Annotated in this window: 15 protein-coding genes; 7 read left to right on the top strand and 8 right to left on the bottom strand. The window is 71.9% G+C overall.

What is annotated here, in order from left to right:
• Nucleotides 1-6: 6 nt before the first annotated feature.
• Both FXO23_RS15265 and manB read right to left on the bottom strand, forming a co-directional pair.
• The gene (locus tag FXO23_RS15265) at nucleotides 7-903 is read right to left on the bottom strand and encodes a DNA-3-methyladenine glycosylase family protein (protein ID WP_158885274.1); all 897 of its coding nucleotides are present in this window, start codon (nucleotides 901-903) and stop codon (nucleotides 7-9) included.
• On the bottom strand, nucleotides 903-1,982 hold the full coding sequence (gene manB, locus FXO23_RS15260; RefSeq protein ID WP_158885272.1) for a mannose-1-phosphate guanylyltransferase: 1,080 nt from the start codon (nucleotides 1,980-1,982) through the stop codon (nucleotides 903-905). The genes FXO23_RS15265 and manB overlap by 1 nt, the downstream gene beginning before the upstream one ends.
• A 152-nt stretch (nucleotides 1,983-2,134) precedes the next feature.
• On the opposite strand from manB, the gene FXO23_RS15255 reads away from it, so the two are divergent.
• Nucleotides 2,135-2,518 (top strand): hypothetical protein, encoded by a 384-nt coding sequence (locus FXO23_RS15255; RefSeq protein WP_158885270.1) that lies wholly within the window; start codon nucleotides 2,135-2,137, stop codon nucleotides 2,516-2,518.
• A 2-nt stretch (nucleotides 2,519-2,520) separates the two neighbouring features.
• Here FXO23_RS15255 and FXO23_RS15250 read toward each other — a convergent pair whose 3' ends face one another.
• From FXO23_RS15250 to FXO23_RS15240, 3 genes are all read right to left on the bottom strand, one after another.
• On the bottom strand, nucleotides 2,521-3,393 hold the full coding sequence (locus FXO23_RS15250) for a glycosyltransferase family 2 protein (RefSeq protein WP_158885268.1): 873 nt from the start codon (nucleotides 3,391-3,393) through the stop codon (nucleotides 2,521-2,523).
• Nucleotides 3,394-3,403: 10 nt separating this feature from the next.
• On the bottom strand, nucleotides 3,404-4,534 hold the full coding sequence (locus FXO23_RS15245; RefSeq protein ID WP_158885588.1) for a glycosyltransferase family 4 protein: 1,131 nt from the start codon (nucleotides 4,532-4,534) through the stop codon (nucleotides 3,404-3,406).
• Between the two features lie 79 nt (nucleotides 4,535-4,613).
• Nucleotides 4,614-5,690 carry a glycosyltransferase family 4 protein gene (locus FXO23_RS15240; RefSeq protein ID WP_158885266.1) on the bottom strand — a complete coding sequence of 359 codons (1,077 nt, stop codon included), beginning with the start codon at nucleotides 5,688-5,690 and terminating at the stop codon, nucleotides 4,614-4,616.
• Between the two features lie 18 nt (nucleotides 5,691-5,708).
• Between FXO23_RS15240 and FXO23_RS15235 the strand changes: the two genes are divergently transcribed.
• Genes FXO23_RS15235 through FXO23_RS15225 form a run of 3 tightly spaced genes read left to right on the top strand, consistent with a single transcriptional unit; the run spans nucleotide 5,709 to nucleotide 10,247 of the window.
• Nucleotides 5,709-6,626 (top strand): glycosyltransferase family 2 protein, encoded by a 918-nt coding sequence (locus FXO23_RS15235; protein ID WP_158885264.1) that lies wholly within the window; start codon nucleotides 5,709-5,711, stop codon nucleotides 6,624-6,626.
• Between the two features lie 32 nt (nucleotides 6,627-6,658).
• Nucleotides 6,659-9,172, top strand: coding sequence for a glycosyltransferase (locus tag FXO23_RS15230; protein WP_158885263.1), 2,514 nt, complete (start codon nucleotides 6,659-6,661; stop codon nucleotides 9,170-9,172).
• Nucleotides 9,165-10,247, top strand: a complete 1,083-nt coding sequence (locus tag FXO23_RS15225) for a glycosyltransferase family 4 protein (RefSeq protein WP_158885262.1) — start codon at nucleotides 9,165-9,167, stop codon at nucleotides 10,245-10,247. Before FXO23_RS15230 ends, FXO23_RS15225 begins: the two co-directional genes overlap by 8 nt.
• A 102-nt stretch (nucleotides 10,248-10,349) precedes the next feature.
• Here the strand turns inward: FXO23_RS15225 and rfbD are convergent, their stop codons facing one another.
• Complete coding sequence (gene rfbD / locus FXO23_RS15220) at nucleotides 10,350-11,267, bottom strand: dTDP-4-dehydrorhamnose reductase (protein WP_158885261.1); 918 nt, start codon at nucleotides 11,265-11,267, stop codon at nucleotides 10,350-10,352.
• Nucleotides 11,264-12,277, bottom strand: a complete 1,014-nt coding sequence (rfbB, locus tag FXO23_RS15215; protein WP_158885260.1) for a dTDP-glucose 4,6-dehydratase — start codon at nucleotides 12,275-12,277, stop codon at nucleotides 11,264-11,266. The genes rfbD and rfbB overlap by 4 nt, the downstream gene beginning before the upstream one ends.
• Nucleotides 12,278-12,457: 180 nt before the next feature.
• On the opposite strand from rfbB, the gene FXO23_RS15210 reads away from it, so the two are divergent.
• From FXO23_RS15210 to FXO23_RS15200, 3 genes are all read left to right on the top strand, one after another.
• Nucleotides 12,458-14,032, top strand: a complete 1,575-nt coding sequence (locus tag FXO23_RS15210) for an LCP family protein (protein WP_158885259.1) — start codon at nucleotides 12,458-12,460, stop codon at nucleotides 14,030-14,032.
• Nucleotides 14,033-14,726: 694 nt separating this feature from the next.
• Nucleotides 14,727-15,980 (top strand): LCP family protein, encoded by a 1,254-nt coding sequence (locus tag FXO23_RS15205; protein WP_343034483.1) that lies wholly within the window; start codon nucleotides 14,727-14,729, stop codon nucleotides 15,978-15,980.
• Nucleotides 15,981-16,009: 29 nt separating this feature from the next.
• Entirely contained in the window at nucleotides 16,010-16,726 is a 717-nt protein-coding gene (locus FXO23_RS15200; protein WP_158885257.1) for a TIGR03089 family protein, read from the top strand.
• Here FXO23_RS15200 and FXO23_RS15195 read toward each other — a convergent pair.
• Entirely contained in the window at nucleotides 16,714-17,157 is a 444-nt protein-coding gene (locus FXO23_RS15195; RefSeq protein ID WP_158885256.1) for a DoxX family protein, read from the bottom strand. The two genes, FXO23_RS15200 and FXO23_RS15195, sit on opposite strands and share 13 nt — an antisense overlap.
• Nucleotides 17,158-17,797: the final 640 nt, after the last annotated feature.

Below are 17,797 nucleotides of genomic sequence, written 5' to 3'. Positions count from 1 at the left end.
GGCCAACTACATCGCGCGGTAGTCGCGGACCGGGTGCCGCGGCCCGAACCGCGGCCGGGAGAATCCGGCGGCCTCCAGGTAACGGACCGCGCGCTGCCGTTGCGGCGCGTACGGCGCGAGCACCTCGGCGAGTCCCGCGTCGTCGAGCGGTTCGCCGAGCAGGGCGTGGCCGACGACCGCCGGGATGTGGAAGTCGCCGAAGCTGACCGCGTCGGCGTCGCCCCAGGCCCGCTGGGCCACCTCGGCGGCGGTCCACACCCCGATGCCCGGCACCTTGCGCAGCAGCGCCCGCCCTTCCGCACCACCGAGTTCGGCCGCCCGGGCCAGCCGGTGCGCCACCTGGGCCGCGAAGATCAACGTCCGCCGCCGAGCGAGGTCCACCCCCGCGCGATGCCACTTCCAGTCCACAATGGACATGATCGCCCGCGGGGTCGGCGGCACGCGCAACCCGGCGGGCGCCGGTCCGGGCGCCGGTTCGCCGAACCACCGGCACAGCTCCCGCCACGACCGGCGCGCCTCGTACCCGGTCACCTTCTGCTCCAGCACCGCCGGAATCAACGCGTCCCAGACCCGGCCGGTCGCCCCGATCCGCAGCCCCGGCATCCGCCGCCGCGCGGCCGCGACCGCGTCGTGGTGACTGACGAACCCGGTGTCGTCGTCCTCCGCGCCGAGCAGGGCGGGAACGCCCTCGAGCAGGCGATCGGCGCCGGGTCCCCACGCCGCGGCCTCGATTTCCCCGTCCGCGCACCGGCGCAACGCCAGCGTGCCCGCGCCGTCCGCCGTGTTGCCGGTGAGCCAGCTGATCCCGGTCTCGTCGACGCGCAGGCACGGATCACCACCGCCGCGCCGGTGCGGGGCGAGCACGGCGGCCAGATCGAGCGGGAACGGCGGGCGGTACCGCATCAGGCGTCGCTGGAAAACCGCACCCCGCCGTCCGGCAGGGTGATCCCGGGCCATACGCGCACCCCGTCGAGCAGTTCGCAGCCGGCGCCGACCGACGCCCCGTCGCCCAGCACGACGCCGCGCAGCACCGCGCCCGCGCCCACCCGGGCGCCGGTGCCCAGCACCGACCGCTCCACCACCGCGCCCTCGGCCACCGAAGCGCCGTCGAACACCACCGAACCGTCGATCCGCGCCCCCACGCCGACGGTCACCCCCGCGCCCACGGTGGCGCCACCGGTCACCTCGGCGTCGGCCGCCACCACGGCCCCGTCCAGCACCAGCGACTCACCCACCGGACCGGGCAGCGCGGCGGTCGGCGCGAGCCCGCGCACCAGATCGGCCGAGCCCCGGACGAACGCCTCCGGCGTGCCCACGTCGAGCCAGTACGAATCGTCGACGAACCCGTGCACGTGCGCGCCCCCGGCGAGCAGGCCGGGAAAGGTCTCCCGCTCGACCGAGACCCGGCGACCGGCCGGAATGGACTCGACCACCTCGCGGCGGAACACGTAGCAACCGGCGTTGATCTGATCGGTCGGCGGATTCGGCGTCTTCTCCAGGAACGCGGTCACCCGGCCGTCGCCGTCGGTCGGCACCGAACCGAACCGGCTCGGATCGGCCACCCGCTGCAGGTGCAGGGTGACGTCCGCGGCGGCCGCGCGGTGCGCGGCGACGAGCGCGCCGAGGTCCGCGCCGGAGAGGATGTCGCCGTTGAAGATCACCGCGTGCTCCGCGCGCAGTTTGCGCGCCACGTTGCGGATCGCCCCGCCGGTGTCCAGCGGCTCGTCCTCGACGACGTATTCCAGTTCCAGCCCGAGCGCCGAACCGTCCCCGAAGAAATCCTCGAAAACCTCGGCCCGATAAGAGGTTCCGAGCACCACATGGGTGATCCCGGCGGCGCGGATGCGGGACAGCAGGTGGCTGAGGAAGGGGGCGCCCGCGGTCGGCAGCATCGGCTTCGGCGCGGACAGGGTCAGCGGGCGCAGCCGCGTGCCCTTCCCGCCGACGAGCACCACGGCGTCGACTCCAAGCTCCGACGTCACGTCAAGATCCTTCCGTCCGTCTCGTATCACGCACCGCCGGGCGACAAACCGTGGGGAAACAATGACGGCGGCGGCCCGGAGGGCCTACCCTAGACAGCACAGAGGCGGCCCCGGTTGGAGAGGGCCTCGGGCGGAGTCGGGAGGCCGACGGGATGGACCCCCGCGAACGGGCGGACGCCTTGCTGTCACGGGCACGGGCGCGCGGCGCTTTCGTGGTCACCCCCGAGGACGCGACGTCCCCGATGGACTCGGCGAACACCCAGCAGATTCCGCGCGCGGTGGTCAGCGAGATCGACCGCAGCCAGGATCCGGACACCACGACCAAGCTCTCGTCCTCGATGATCGAGGCGCACGACCACCCCCTCGCCAAGCCGCAGCCGACGACGAGGATGGACCGCCGGGGCGCGCAGGACACCAAACCGCTGCCCGCACAGCCGGACGGCGAACCGCGCACCGAGGAATTCGGCGGGTTCCTGCCCACCAAGAAACAGACCAGCGGCCGCTCGAACCTCTCCCGCCGCCTCGACGGAATCTGAGCTCAGCCCCGGCGGGACTCGAGTTCCAGGCGCAGCCGCAGGCCGAGTTTGATCGCGGCGAGCACGGGTTTCCAGGCCAGTCCGCGGTGCCGGTCCGCGAGGTACCGGTAGGCGCTCGCGTGGTGCGCGGCGAGCATCTTCTTCGGCGCCTTCTTCGTCGCCTGCCCGCCGATGTGCATGACACTCGCCGAGGGCGCGTACACGTTCTGCCACCCGGCGCGGCCGATCCGGTCGCCCAGGTCCACGTCCTCGAAGTACATGAAGTACCGCTCGTCGAACCCGCCCACGGCCTCCCACGCCTCGCGCCGGATCAGCTGGCACGAACCCGACAGCCACCCGGACACCCGCTCCACCGGCTCGCCCTGCTCCTGCCGGTAGGCCCGGGTCCACGGGTTCGCGGGCCACACCTTGCCGAACACCGCGTGCCCGACCCCCCGGCCGAGCGAGGGCAGCAGCCGCGCCGACGGGTACACCGAACCGTCCGGCTCCTTGATCAGCGGGCCGAACGCGCCGCCGCGCGGCCAGCGCCGCGCGACCTCGAGCAGGGTGTCCAGCGAACCCGGGCTCCACTCCAGATCGGGGTTCACCACGACCACCCAGCCGAAGCTGTCGTCGAGCGTGGCGACACCCCGGTTCGCGGCCGTGCCGTAGCCGAGGTTCTGCCCGGTCGCGAGCAGGTGCACGTTGTCCCGCTCGGCGGCCTTCTCCGGCGCGCCGTCGGTGGACGCGTTGTCCGCGACCACCACCCGCACGTCCCGCGTGGTGGCCTTTTCCAGGGTGTCCAGGAAGTTCTCCAGGGTCTCGCCCGGGAAGTAGGTCACGACGACGACGGCCAGCCCGTCGCCAAAGCGTGTCGGCTCGGTCACGCGGGCCATTGTGCCTTGCTCATCGGGCGCGGCGGTGGCGGGACCACGCCTTCGCGTACGCCTCGCGGTGGCGCTCGGCGCTGGTCGCCCAGGTGAACTCCTTCGCCCGGCGCTGCGCCGCCGCGGCCAGGTTCGCGCGGCGCGACGGGTCGTCGAGCAGTTCGGTCAGCGCCGCGGCCACGTCCCCGGCGCCGACCCCGCAGTACGCGACCGCGTCCCCGCCGACCTCGGGCAGCGACAGGCGCCGGGTGGTCAGCACGCACGCGCCGCAGGCCATCGCCTCGAGCACCGGCAGGCCGAAGCCCTCGCCGAGGCTCGGGTACGCGACGAGTTCGGACCCGCCGAGGAACCCGGCGAGCGTGTCGAACGGCAGGTAGCCCGCCCGGATCACGCGCAGCCGGTGCGGCACGGCGTCCAGGGCCTTCTCCACCTGCGTGTCCCAGCCCGGCTGCCCGGCCAGCACCAGCGCCGGCGGGTCCGGCCGGTCCAGCACCGCCCGCGCGAAGCCCCGGATCAGCGCCGGGACGTTCTTCCGCGGCTCCAGCGCCCCGAGGAACGCGACGTACGGGGTGCGGCCCAGCCCGATCGCATCCCGCGCCGCCCGCACCTCCTCCGGGGTCGGCGAGTGGAAGCGCTCCACGTCGACCCCGTGCTCGATGATCTCCAGATCAGCGGCCTCGACCCGGGTGACCTTCGCCAGTTCGTTCGCGGTGGCGACGCTGGGCACCACGCACAGCGAGGCGCGCCGCAGCGCGGTGACCGTCCACGCGCGGAAGAAGCGCGCCTTGACCGAGGAGTGCAGTACGGCGTCGGTGAAGAAGGTGGCGTCGTGCAGGGTGACCACCGAGGCCGCCGGGCTGGCCAGCGGCATGGTGTAGTGCGGCGAGTGCACGACGTCGGCCGCGAGCCGGCGCGCCATCATCGGCAGCGTGGTCTGTTCCCAGGTCAGCCGGGCCGTGCGGGTCGCGGTGGACTGGACCGTCGGGACCACCCGGGACCGCGGCGCGAGCTGGTCGTAGAGGCGCGCGTCGCGCGGCTGGCAGACCACCGTGATCCGAGCGCCGTCGGCGTCCAGCGCGGCGACCAGCGAATCCACGTAACGACCGACGCCCCCGCGGTCCGCCGGGACGGCCGTCGCGTCGATCAGCACGCTCGGTTCGACTGCTACCACTCGTGCAGCGTACGACCGATCGGCCGAGTGTTGGGCAAGTACCAACAAACTCAAAAGATCATTTTCGCAGGTGGGTGGTCCAGACCGCCTCGGCCGACCGCGCCCAGGAGAACCGGGCGGCCCGGGACCGGCCCGCGGCGGCCAGTCCGGCGGCCCGCGCCGGGGACCCGAGGACCTCGCGCAACGCGGCGGCCAGCGCGCCCGCGTCCCCGCGCGGCACCGCCAGCCCCGCTCCCCCGGCCACCTCGACCAGGGCCGGAACGTCCGAATGGACCACCGGCACCCCGGCGGCCATCGCCTCCAGGACCGGCAGCCCGAACCCCTCGGCCAGGCTGGGCGCGGCCAGCACGCTCGCGCGCCGCAACACCGCGCCGAGTTCGGCGTCCGGCACCCGCCCGAGCACCCGCACCCGCTCGGCGGGCAGGCCGTGTTCGCGGGCCAGTTCGCGGGGATCCAGCCCGCCCCAGCCGGGCTGTCCGGCCAGCAGCAGCACGACGTCCACCTCGCGCATCGCCGCGATCAGCACGTCGATGCCCTTGCGCGGTTCGAGCGTGCCGATCGCCAGCACGTACCGCTCCGGCAGGTCGAGGCCGGTGGGCTCGTCCCGGGTGAGCGCCTCGGCCACGCCGTGCCCGGCGACGGTTATTTCCGCGCGAACCGCCACCCGGCGCCGCAGGTCCCCGGCCACCGCCTCGGTCGGCACCACCAGCGCGTCCGCCCGGCGGGCCGCGCGCCCGATCATCGCCCGGTGCCAGGACACGCCCCGCGGGGTGAGCGTTTCCGGATGCGTCCACGGCACGGTGTCGTGCACGGTCACCGAAAGCGTGCGCCCGCGCGGCGCTCGCGGCGGGGCGAGCGGGGTCGGCGCGTGGACCGCGTCGCCGCCCGGCCACCACGGGACGCCGAGCTGCCAGGCCGCGATCAGCGTCCGGGGCGGCAGCGGGAGGATCCGCGGCCCGTCGACCCCGTCGATCCGGGCGGCCTCGACCTCGGCGTGCCGGGCGACCACGCTGGACACCGTCCAGCCCGGCGGGGCGGTCGCGGCCAGCGCGCGCAGCAGTTCGGCGGTGTAGCGCCCGGTCCCGCCGGGAACCGGGGCCAGCAACTGCTCGGCGATGACCACGAGTTCGGGCATGCCCGTATTCTGCCCAGCATGGGTCTGCTCACCACCGTCGTGGTGGTCACCTGGCGGGGCGCGGAGCACATCACCGGCTGCCTGGACGCCCTCGCCCGCCAAGATCGTCCACATCGGACGCTCGTGGTGGACAACGCCTCCACCGACGGGACCGCGCGACTGCTGGCCGAGCACCCGTCCGCGCCGCACGTCTTCCGGCCGCACCGCAACCTCGGCTACGCCGGGGCGCTGGCGGCCGCGCTGTCCCTTGTGGACACACCGCTGATGGCCTGGCTCAACGACGACACGGTGCCCGAGCCCGGTTGGCTCGGCGCGCTGGAAGACGCCCTGCGCGACGCCCCGGAGGTGGCGGCCGCGGGTTCGGCACTGGAGCACGCGGACGGCTCGCCGCAGTCGCTCGGGGTGCGCCTGAGCGCCGACGGGCACGGCGCGGACCTGACCACCCCGGCGCCCGCGTTCGGCTTCTGCGGCGGCGCCGCGCTCCTGCGCACGGACGCGCTGCGGGCCGTCGGCGGCGTCCCGGCCGGGTTCTTCTGCTACTACGAGGACACCGACACCGCGTGGCGGCTCCGGCTGGCCGGGCACGACGTGCGCATCGAGCCGGGCGCGCGCGTGCGGCACCGGCACGGCGCCAGCACGCGGCCCGGTTCGCCGCTGTTCCACCGCTGGAACGAACGCAACCGGCTGCTCATGCTGCTGCGCTGCGCCCCGGCCGCGGTCGCCGCCCGGGAACTCGCCCGGTTCACCGCGATCACCCTGCTGCTCCCGCTGCGGCGCGGCGTCCCGGACGCCGCCAACTTCCGCCCCGGCCTGCGCTGGCGCGTGCTCGCCGAGGTCGCCGCCCGGCTCCCCGCGACCCTGCGCGCGCGTCGCGGTGTCGGCGGGCGCTCGGCCGTCCCACGAGGCGAGGTCTGGCGCAGGTGGGCGGGCCGATAGGCTCGGGTGACAGACGCGGAAGGAGCGAGGCGTTGGTCCAGGGGGAAACGGCGCTGCCGCTGGTGTCGGTGATCGTGGTGAACTACCGCGGCGCGGACGACACCATCACCTGCCTGCGCGCGCTGACCGGGCAGCTGGACTACCCGCGCCTGGAGATCATCTGCGTGGACAACGCCTCCGGCGGTGACGACGTCTCCCGCATCCGGGCGGCGGCCCCCGAGGTCAAGCTCATCGAATCGCCGGCGAACCTCGGTTTCGCGGGCGGCTGCAACCTCGGCGCCCGCGAGGCGAACGGCAACGTGCTCGCCTTCCTCAACAACGACGCCCGCCCGGATCCCGGGTGGGCCCGCGCGGCCGTCGCCGTGCTCACCGCCGACCCCACGGTCGCCGCGGTCGCGAGCAAGGTCGTCGACTCCGGCGGCACCGGGGTCGATTTCGTCGACGGCGGGCTCACCTGGTTCGGCATGGGCTACAAGCGGCACGCGGGAAGCCCGCTGGCCGACCTGCCCGCCGCCGAGCACGAGGCCGCCAAGGACGTGTTGTTCGCCACCGGCTCGTCGATGTTCGTCCGGGCCGCGGTGTTCGCCGAGCTCGGCGGCTTCGACGAACGCTTCTTCATGTTCTACGAGGACGTGGACTTCGGCTGGCGGTTGAACCTGCGCGGCTGGCGCGTGCGGTACGTGCCGGAATCGGTGGCCTACCACCGCCACCACGCGACCATGTCCGAAGTGGACGCTCCGGAGACCGGGCGTGAGACGTTCCTGCTGGAGCGCAATGCCTTGGCCGCGCTGTACAAGAACGTCTCCGACGAGACGCTGGCCAAGGTGCTGCCCGCCGCGCTCGCGCTCGCGGTGCGCCGCGCGACCGCCCGGGGTGAGCTGGACGCGACCCAGCTCGACCTCGCCCGCGGCGTCGGCCCGGTCGAGACCGGCCCGATCCCGGTGCCGCGCACCACCCTGGCCGGGGTGCTCGCGATCGACCAGTTCGTCGAACTGCTGCCTTCGCTCGCCGCGTCCCGGGCCGCGGAGCAGGCGGCCCGGGTCCGCACCGACGCCGATCTGATTCCGTTGCTGCGCGAGGCTTTGGAGCCCGCCTACCCGTTGCCGCGCTACCTCGCCGCGCACGAGATCCTGGTCGAGGCGTTCGGCATCGAGGGCGTCTACGGGCAGCGGCGGAAGATCCTGGTGATCACCGGCGACGCGCTCACCGAGCGGATGGCCGGCCCGGCGATCCGGGCGTGGAACATCGCGTCGGTGCTCTCCGGCGAGCACGAGGTCCGGCTGGTCACCGTGAACCCGCTCGCCGATCCGCCCCCGGCCCCTTTCCAGGTCAGCGCCGCGAAGCGCCGGGACCTCGCCGAGCCGATCGACTGGGCCGACATCGTCATCCTGCAGGGGCACGTGCTGGAGATGGCGCCCGCGCTCAAGGCGGAGGACTCGGCGAAGATCGTCGTCTGCGACCTGTACGACCCGATGCACCTGGAACTGCTGGAACAGGGCAAGGGTGTGCCGGACGACAAGCGCGCCGCGGACCTGGTGAGCGTCACCAAGGTGCTGGACGCGCAGCTGGAGCGCGGCGACTTCTTCCTCTGCGCCTCCGAGCGGCAGCGGCACTTCTGGCTCGGGCACCTCGCCGCGCTCGGGCGGCTCACCCCGCGGCTGTACGACGCCGATCCGACCACCCGGTCGCTGCTCGCCGAGGTGCCGTTCGGGCTGCCCGCCGAACCGCCGGTGCGCACCGGCCCCGGGTTGCGGGCCGCGCTGGACGGCATCTCCGAGACCGACCACGTGGTGCTGTGGGCGGGCGGCGTCTACAGCTGGTTCGACCCGCTGACCCTGGTCCGCGCGATCGACCGGCTGCGCGCGCGGCGCGGTGACGTGCGGCTGGTGTTCCTCGGCATGCGGCATCCCAATCCCGAGGTCGCCGAGATGGACATCGGCGCGCGGACCGTGCGGCTTTCCGACCAGCTCGGGCTGACCGGAAAGCACGTGTTCTTCAACGAGCAGTGGGTGCCCTACGCCGAGCGGCAGAACTGGCTGCTGGACGCCGACTGCGGGGTCACCACGCACTACGAGCACGTGGAAACCACGTTCGCGTTCCGCACCCGGGTGCTGGACTACTTCTGGGCCGGGCTGCCGGTCGTCACCACCGACGGCGACGCGTTCGCCGATCTGGTGCGCGCCGAGAAACTGGGCGTGGTGGTGCCCGCCGAAGACGCGGAGGCGCTCGCCGGCGCGCTGGAAAGAACCCTGTACGACGCGGAGTTCGCGGCCGCGTGCCGGGAGCGGCTGGCCGTGGTCGCGCGGCGGTTCGCCTGGCCCGCCGCGCTCGCGCCGCTGGTGGAGTTCTGCCGGGACCCGCGCCCCGCCGCCGACCGGCTCCCCGGTTCGGCGGACCTGGTGGTCTCGGAACCGTTGCGCGGGGCCGAACTCGTCCGCCGGGACCTCGCGCTCGTGCGGGAGTACCTCGACCAGGGCGGGCCGCGCGAACTCGCCCGGCGCGTCCTCGGCCGGGTCCGCAAAGTCGCCAGGCGCGGCCGTGGTTGAGCCGCGCCTCCGGGTCCTGCTCGACGGCACCCCGCTGCTCGGCGCCCGGACCGGTATCGGCCGCTACACCGCTTCGCTGTCCGAAGAACTCGCCTCGCTGTCCGATGTGGACATGCGCGCGGTGGCGTTCACCCTGCGCGGCTGGCGCAAACTCCGGCACGCGTTGCCGCACGGCGCGCGGGCCCGGGGCATGCCGGTCTCCGCGCGGCTGCTGCGCCAGTGCTGGCTGCGGTCGGTGTTCCCGCCGGTCGAACTGTTCGCCGGACGGGCGGACATCGTGCACGGCACCAATTTCGTGCTGCCCGGCACGTTGCGCGCGGCCGGGGTGCTCACCATCCACGACCTCGCCTTCCTGGACAACCCGGAAGAACTGGCCCCCAGCGACCACGACCTGCCCGCGCTGGTCCGCCGCGGCGCCGCCCGCGCCGACGTGATCTGCACCCCGACCGCCGCCGTCGCCGACGCCGTCGCCACTCGCCTGGACGTCGCGCGGGACAAGGTCGTGGTGACCCCGCTCGGGGTCGACGCCGCCTGGTTCGCCGCCCGCCCGCCGAACCAGGAACTCCGCGACCGCCTGGACCTGCCGTCGAAGTACCTGCTGTTCGTCGGCGCCTCCGGCCCCCGCAAGGGCCTGGACTGGCTCACCCGCGCCCACGACTCCGCGCCCGACCTGCCGCCCCTGGTGTTCTCCGGTCCCGGGCCCCACGCCTCCGGGAAACGCGCCCGGCACGTCGGCTATCTGTCCGATGTGGACCTGCGCAGCGTGGTCGCGGGCGCGGCGGCGCTCGTGCTCCCTTCCCGCGACGAGGGTTTCGGGCTACCGGTCCTGGAAGCCCTGGCCTGCGATGTGCCCGTGGTCTGCTCGGACATCCCGGCACTGCGCGAGGTCGCCGACGGCCACGCCCGGCTGGTGCCGCACGGCGACGTGACCGCGCTCGCCGAGGCCCTCCGGGAAGCGGTCTCCGATCCGCACGCGGCATCCCTCTCCGCCGCCCGCCGCGCCCACGCCGCCGGCTTCACCTGGCGCCGCTGCGCGGAAACCACCGTCACCGCCTACCGCCAAGCCCTCGGCTGACCGAACTTCCCCCAATGTGGCTTTCGGTACCTTCAACGCCCCGAAAGCCACATTGGGTACCTCCAATTCCCCCAATGCCACATTGGGGGAATTGAGACTGGGTCAGGGGCGGAGTTCGGCGCCGTGGCGGTTGAAGAATTCCTTGAGCGCGTCCTGCCACGGGCGGAGCGGGGTCAGCCCGGCTTCGGCCCATTCCTCTTTGGACAGCACCGAATACGCCGGGCGCGGCGCGGGGCGCGGGAAGTCCGCGGTGGCGCACGGTTTGACCCGGTCCGGATCGGCGCCCAGCTCGGCGAAGATCGCCCGGGTGAAGTGGTACCAGGTGGTCTCGCCGCCGCCGGTGCAGTGCAGGATCCGCGCGCTCGGCCCGCGGCCGTCGGCGATCAGCCGGGCCAGCTCGACCAGCCCGGCGGCCAGATCCGCGGTCCACGTCGGCGAACCGCGCTGATCGTCCACAACGGACACCGTGTCGCGCTCGCCTTCCAAGCGCACCATGGTGCGCACGAAGTTGTGCCCGGTGGCGCCGTACACGTAACCGGTCCGCACCACCCAGGCCGAGGCCCCGGAACCGAGGACCGCGTCCTCCCCCGCGGCCTTGGTCCGGCCGTAGGCGCTGCGGGGCCGGATCGGGTCGTCCGGCCGGTACGGGCGGTCCCCGTCACCGGAGAACACGTAGTCGGTCGACAAGTGCACCAGCGGCACCCGGCGCGAGGTGCACGCCGCCGCCAGCACACGGGGACCGTCCGCGTTCACCGCGAACGCGCGGTCCTCGTACTCCTCGGCGTCGTCCACCTTGGTGTAGGCGGCCGCGTTGACCACGACCGGCCGCCTGCCCGCGCTCTCCGCCCGCGCCGCGAGGTCCGCCACGGCTTCGATCACCGCACCGGCCTCGGTCACGTCCAGTTCGGCCGAACCGGGTGCGCGCACTTCGACGTCCTCGCCGTCGAGCGCGGCGAACTCACGCCCCAGCTGACCGGAGCCGCCGGGGACGAGCAGGGAGAGCTTGGCCGGAGCGGTCATGGAAGCGCCGGCCCGCCCGAGGTGTCCGCCAGCGCCGCCCGGCCCTTCAACGGCTCCCACCAGGCGCGGTTCGCCTGGTACCAGCGCACGGTGTCGGCGAGCCCGTCCGCGAAGGACACCCGCGGCGCGTAGCCGAGCTCCTCGCTGATCTTGGTGATGTCCACCGAGTACCGGCGGTCGTGCCCCTTGCGGTCCTCCACCGGCTCCACCATCTCCCAACCGGCGTCGAGGGCGGCCAGCAGCCGCTCGGTCAGGTCGGCGTTGGTGAGCTCGGTGCCGCCGCCGATGTTGTAGATCTCCCCGGCCCGGCCGCTGTCGGCGACGAGCTGGATGCCACGACAGTGATCATCCACGTGCAGCCAGTCACGAACATTGAGGCCGTCCCCGTAGAGCGGCACCTTCTTGCCGTCCAGCAAATTGGTCACGAACAGCGGGATGACCTTTTCCGGGAACTGGTACGGACCGTAGTTGTTCGAACACCGGGTCACGCAGACCGGAAGTTTGTGCGTGCGGTAGAAAGCGCGCGCCAGCAGATCCGAGGACGCTTTCGACGCGGAATACGGCGAATTCGGTTCGAGCACGTGGTCCTCGGTCCACGAGCCTGTTTCAATGGATCCGTAAACCTCGTCGGTGGAGACGTGCACGAACTTGCCCACCCCGGCGCCGAGCGCCGCCTGCAGCAGGGTTTGCGTGCCGAGCACGTTGGTGAGCACGAAATCCGCGGAACCGAAGATCGAACGGTCCACATGGGACTCAGCCGCGAAGTGCACGACCAGGTCCACTCCGGACATCACTTCGGACACCAGGTTCGGATCGCAGATATCGCCCTTCACGAATCGGAATCGCGGATTGCCCGCGACCGGCTCGAGGTTCTTCTCGTTACCGGCATAGGTGAGTTTGTCGAGTACCACCACTTCGGCGTCGGACAACGTCGGATACTCACCGGACAATGCCTGCCGCACGTAGTGCGATCCGATGAAACCCGCGCCCCCGGTGACCAACACGCGCATCTGCGTCCCTGCCCTTTCACCTGCTCGCCTGCCGCCACCCGCAGTGTGCCATGCGCGGGGCAACTTTGATGAGCCTACGGACGTCTAACAGGGGTCACAGTAAAATGGAGCGGTGACACCGGTCTGTGACGGTTGTCCGGGGGCAACGCTGATCGGCAGACGGGCCTGGGAGGAGCGCGCGTGAGCAACGTACCGCCACCTCTCGCCGCGCCCAGACGCGCCCGAGCGGGTGTGTTCGCCCTGGTCAGCGGCAAGATCGTGGTCGGCCTGGTGTCCGCGCTCATCCTGGCGCTGACCTGGTACGGCTGGCAGTTCATCGGCGACCCGAACGACGGGCTGGCCACCACCAACGTGTTCGACAAGCCGATGGAGGCCAAGCCGCTGGACGGCGCGGTGGACATCCTGCTCGTCGGCCAGGACAGCCGCACCGACGAGCAGGGCAACCCACTGCCCCGCGAGGTGCTGGACATGCTGCACGCCGGCGACTCGGACGGCGAGCGGCAGACCGACACGATGATCCTGGTGCACATCCCCCAGAACGGGAAGCGCGCGGTGGCCATCTCGTTCCCCCGCGACTCCTGGGTCGAACTGGCCGGAGGCTACGGCAAGCACAAGCTCAACGGCGCCTTCGTCTACGCGTACAACGACAAGTCGAAAACCCTGCAACAGCAGGGGATGACCGATCTGAAAGAGGTCGACAAGCAGGCCAAGGTCGCCGGCCGGAAGAACCTGATCGCCACCCTCGAGCAGTTCATGGGCAAGCCCGGCATGATCGACCGGTACGCCGAGGTGAACCTGTCCAGTTTCTACGAGGTCACCAAGGCCATCGGCGGCGTCGAGGTGTGCCTGAACAACCCGGTCCGCGAGCGGAAATCGGGGGTCGACCTGCCGGCCGGTCACCAGACCGTCGAAGGCGTGCAGGCGCTGGCGTTCGTCCGGCAGCGGTACGACCTGCAGAACGGCGACCTGGACCGGATCGCCCGCCAGCAGGCGTTCCTGTCCGGTCTCGCGCGCAAGGTGCTGTCGCCGGACGTACTGGCCAACCCGGTCAAGGTCGGCGACGTGATCGAGGCGGTGAAGAAGTCGGTGGTGCTGTCCCAGGACTGGGACCTGCTCGAGTTCGCCGACCAGATGCGCGGGCTGACCAGCGGAAACGTCGAGTTCCACACGATCCCGGTGCAGGGCAACGCGGTGATCGGCGGGGCGGACGTGATGAAGGTCGACGCCGCGCAGGTGCAGGCGTTCATCCACGAGCTGACCGACGACGGCACTCCGACCGGCCCGACCAGCCCGTCTTCGACCGGCGGCACGGCGAAGATCCCCGGCGCCGAGGCGTTCACCGTGGAACTCTTCAACGGCACCGGCGACGCCACGCTCGGCGCGGACACGCGGAAACTGCTGCAGGCCAAAGGTTTCCGTGACGGCGGCAGCACGCAACTCACCCCCCGGGCGACCACCCTGGTCCGGTACGCGCCGGGCGAGGAGTCGGGCGCCGCGGCGATCAAGCAGGCCCTGGGCGATCGGATCCAGGTCGAACCGGATCGGGATGTCGCGCGCGGTCACCTCCGGGTGCTGCTCGGCCGGGACTACCACGGCGCCGCCACCCGGCCCGACCAGCCGGTCGCCCAGTCGAGCGCCCACCCGCCCGTGCCGTCGTCCCCGCCGTCGAGCACTCCCTCGTCCAGTTCGGCCTCGAGTTCTTCGGCGCCGCCCGCTCGCCCCATCACCGCAGGCGGCGTGCCCTGCGTCAACTGAGGTGCGCCGGGCTCCGTGCCTTAATCTTGACCACGGCAGGTGACGATCGACTTCGAGGCGGGGTGGGGAGGTGAGCCCGATGCGCGACAACAGCCACGACCAGCAACCCACCCCTCCCAAGAGCACCGCTCACAATTCAGAGCACCCCCCTCCACCCCCAGAGAGCACCGCTCTCGAATCAGAGCACCCCACCTCCCCAACTTCCGAGAGCACCGCTCTCCCCACAGAACCGCAAGCCCCCGCAGAATCCCGGGCCTCCACGGAACCTCAGGCCTCCACAGAAACAGCCCCAGCCCCCGCGGCAACCGAGAGCGCTGCTCTCGAATCAGAGCACCCCGACTCCACGGAATCCGAGAGCAGCGCTCTCCAATCAGAGCGGCCAGTCCTCGCGGGAACAGAGAGCGGTGCTCTCTCGAGGGACCGCTCCGATGCCGCAAGAACAGAGAGCAGCGCTCTCGAAACAGAGCGGCAGGATGCCACGTGGTCGGAGAGCGGTGCTCTCGAAGCGGAGCACCCTGACGCCGCGGAGTTGGAGAGCGGTGATCTCCGAACGGAGCACCCTGCCTCCACGCACGGGGAGAGCGGTGCTCTCGAAGTGGAGCGCCCTGACGCTGCGCCTTGGGAGAGCACTGCTCACCAGGGGAAGCAGGGGGTTTCCGGAGAGCCGCCCAGATTTGAGGATCACCTTCCGCTGTTGACGCATGGTGATCGTCCGCGTCCGACTCCTTATCCGCGTTCCAGGCCCGCGACGCCCGGGGCGGCTCCTGTCGGCGAGGCAGGTCCTCGGCACCGCAAGGCGAGCAAGACCCGGACCGTCGGCAAGGCCGCGCTGGCACTGCTGTCCGTGGCCGCGCTGGTCGCCACCGGCTACGCATACGCGACCTACGACCGGCTCCAGGACAACATGCACACCACGGACGCGCTCGATCAGGGCGACGACCGGCAGGCGCCGCCCGCGGACGACGGGGCGACCGACATCCTGCTCGTCGGCACCGACGCCCGGACCGACATGCAGGGCAACCCGTTGCCGCTCACGGTACTCAAAGCACTGCGCACCGAGGAGAAGGCCGGCATCAACACAGACACCATGATGGTGCTGCGGATCCCGAAGAACGGCGGCAAACCGGCCGGGATCTCCCTTCCCCGCGACACCTGGGTGGATGTCCCGCAGGGCGGCCAGGCCAAGATCAACTCCGCCTACGGGGCAGCCAAGATCGCCGAGGCCGCCCAGCTGCGCAAGGACGGCAAGACCGACAACGCGGAAATCGAGCGGGAATCCGACCAGGCCGGTCGCAAGGCTTTGGTGAAAACCGTGCAGGACTTCACCCAGATCCGGATCGACCACTACGCCGAGGTCAGCCTGCTCGGCTTCTACCTGCTCACCGAAGCCCTCGGCGGCGTGGAGGTGTGCCTCAAGCACCCCACCGAGGACAAGGACTCCGGCGCCGACTTCCGCGCGGGCCGCCAGGTCGTGTCCGGGGGCGAGGCGCTTTCCTTCGTGCGCCAGCGGAAGAACCTGCCGCGCGGGGACATGGACCGCATCCTGCGCCAGCAAGCGTTCCTGGCTTCCGCGCTGCACAAGGTGCTGTCCGCGGGCACGCTCACCAGCCCGTCGATGCTGAACCAGCTCACCGACGCGATCCACCGCTCGGTCGTACTCGACCCCGGCCTCAACATCCTCGAATTCGCCGAGCAGGCCAAGGGAATCGTCTCCGGTGACGTCCGCTTCGAGACCATTCCGGTGACCAAGATCGGCGGGCGCAGCCCGGACGGCCAGAGCATCGTGGAAACCGATCTGACCGCGGTCCGGCAGTTCGTCCGGGATCTCGTCGGCCGCGGCGCCCCGGCCTCGCCGGCGCCCGGCGCGGGTGGCGGCGGCAGCGGCTCCGGGGGTGCGGCGCCCGCCGCGCCGCAGGTCGCGGCCGGTAGCGCAACCTGCGTCGACTAGGCGACTGTGCGGCTCGTTACAGTCGCCTGGTGAGCGTTACCGAGCACCTGTTGCGCCCGCTGCTGACCACCGGCGGAGCGCGCCCACTGATCACGCACTACGACGACGCGGCCGGCACCCGTGTCGAGCTCTCCGCGGCCACCTGTGCGAACTGGGCGGCGAAGACGGCCAACTGGCTGGTCGAAGAGCTCGACGTCGAACCGGGTGACAAGGTCGCGGTGGCGCTGCCCGCGCACTGGCAGACCGCCGGGGTACTGCTGGGCGCGTGGTGGTGCGGTGCGCACGTGGTCGCGGATCCGGGCGACGCCAAGGTCGCCTTCATCGCCCCGGGGAACCCGCCGACCACCGCGGAAGCGACCGCCGTGGTCGCCCTGGACCCGTTGGGGCGAGGGCTTTCCGCCCCGCCACCGGAGGGCGCGCTCGACTACCTCGCCGAGGCGCGGCTCGCCGGAGACGACTTCAGCCCGCTGTTCCCGATCTCCGGCGACACACCCGCCCTGCTTTCCTCCACAGTGGACTCCGTCCTGGCCGACGCCCGGGCACGAGCCACCAGCCAGGGCATCGGGGCCGGTGACCGCGTTCTGTCCACTCTGGACTGGTCGCTGCCGGATGGCGTCCTCAGTGGACTGATCGCCCCGCTGACCGCGGGCGCGCATCTGGTCCAGGTCACCGGCGCGGATCCGGCCAAACTGGACGACCGGCGCCGCACCGAGCAGACCACTGTGGACCTGGGTCAGGCGACCTGAGGCGCGGCCACCTGCCGCTCCTTCTTCGCCTCCCGCTTGCGCCAGAACAGCAGGTAGTCCAGCGACAGGCGGCCGCCGTTGAACCCGAGCGCCAGCCCGGCCGCGGCGAGCACCAGCACCAGCTCGTAGCCGCCCTGACCGGTCAGGCCGTTGTCGATGTGCACGGACAGGATCGCGCCCACCGAAACGACCACATAGCCCAGGCCGACCAGCGGCAACGCGAATCCGACGATGAACGCGATCGACCCGATGACCTCGACGGCCATCGCGAACAGCGCGGCCACGGTCGGCAGCGGGATGCCCGTCTTGCCGAAGAACGCCGACGTGGCGTCCAGGCCGTTGTCCCATTTCTGCAGGCCGTGCGCCAGGAACACGACCGCCACTCCGATGCGGCCGAGCAACAGGGTCACATCCTGAACCCGAGTGAACATCCGGAACCAGCTCCCCGATCAATTGAAACTTCAACTACCGATCGACGAGGCTACCGCAGCCGGGGCTAAAGCTCACGTAAAACCCGCTTCGCGGGACATCCGTCACCCGGACGGCAGCACAGAACCGCCCCGAACCCGCGTTCGCGGAATCCGGGGCGGTTCTCCGGCGACGGCCGTCAGCCCTTGAGCAGGGCGCGAGCCATGACCAGGCGCTGGATCTGGTTGGCGCCCTCGTAGATCTGGGTGATCTCTCCCCGAGTTCTTGATCACCTGCGGATCTCAGCCGAAAAAGGCCGCTGACCTGCCTATTTACCTCTCGACAGTTCTCGCGCGTTCTCGGCCGTGCCCGACCTCCGACGGCCTGGAGACGGCCTGATCTTGCTCGACCACTCCTCCCCCATCGCTCCGATACGCAGCCATCCCACGCGGCCGTCGTGCCGGGTCAAGGCACGCTTTCCCGCCTTGACGCGGTGCGGCGGCCGTTGGACGATCCGGCGTTCGGGGCGGTGGGGCTGGCGACTGGCGAGCGTGAGCCGTCCGGCTGGAGAGCTGGCCTGTGGTGCTTCGGGTCGCCTGCGGCGGCGCGCCGGTGACCACCTGCGGGCGGCCGTGCCGCGCGGCCTGCCGGGCCGTGAGCGGA

The sequence above is a fragment of the Amycolatopsis anabasis genome, assembly GCF_009765355.1.
In the GTDB taxonomy this organism is placed as follows: Bacteria; Actinomycetota; Actinomycetes; order Mycobacteriales; family Pseudonocardiaceae; genus Amycolatopsis; species Amycolatopsis anabasis.
This window is presented reverse-complemented; position numbering and strand designations above follow the sequence as displayed.

Coding starts and splice junctions, on each gene's coding strand:
- FXO23_RS15265 (WP_158885274.1), bottom strand. CDS start 903: ATGCGGTACCGCCCGCCGTTCCCGCTCGATCTGGCCGCCGTGCTCGCC.
- FXO23_RS15255 (WP_158885270.1), top strand. CDS start 2,135: ATGGACCCCCGCGAACGGGCGGACGCCTTGCTGTCACGGGCACGGGCG.
- FXO23_RS15250 (WP_158885268.1), bottom strand. CDS start 3,393: ATGGCCCGCGTGACCGAGCCGACACGCTTTGGCGACGGGCTGGCCGTC.
- FXO23_RS15240 (WP_158885266.1), bottom strand. CDS start 5,690: ATGCCCGAACTCGTGGTCATCGCCGAGCAGTTGCTGGCCCCGGTTCCC.
- FXO23_RS15235 (WP_158885264.1), top strand. CDS start 5,709: ATGGGTCTGCTCACCACCGTCGTGGTGGTCACCTGGCGGGGCGCGGAG.
- rfbD (WP_158885261.1), bottom strand. CDS start 11,267: ATGACCGCTCCGGCCAAGCTCTCCCTGCTCGTCCCCGGCGGCTCCGGT.
- rfbB (WP_158885260.1), bottom strand. CDS start 12,277: ATGCGCGTGTTGGTCACCGGGGGCGCGGGTTTCATCGGATCGCACTAC.
- FXO23_RS15195 (WP_158885256.1), bottom strand. CDS start 17,157: ATGTTCACTCGGGTTCAGGATGTGACCCTGTTGCTCGGCCGCATCGGA.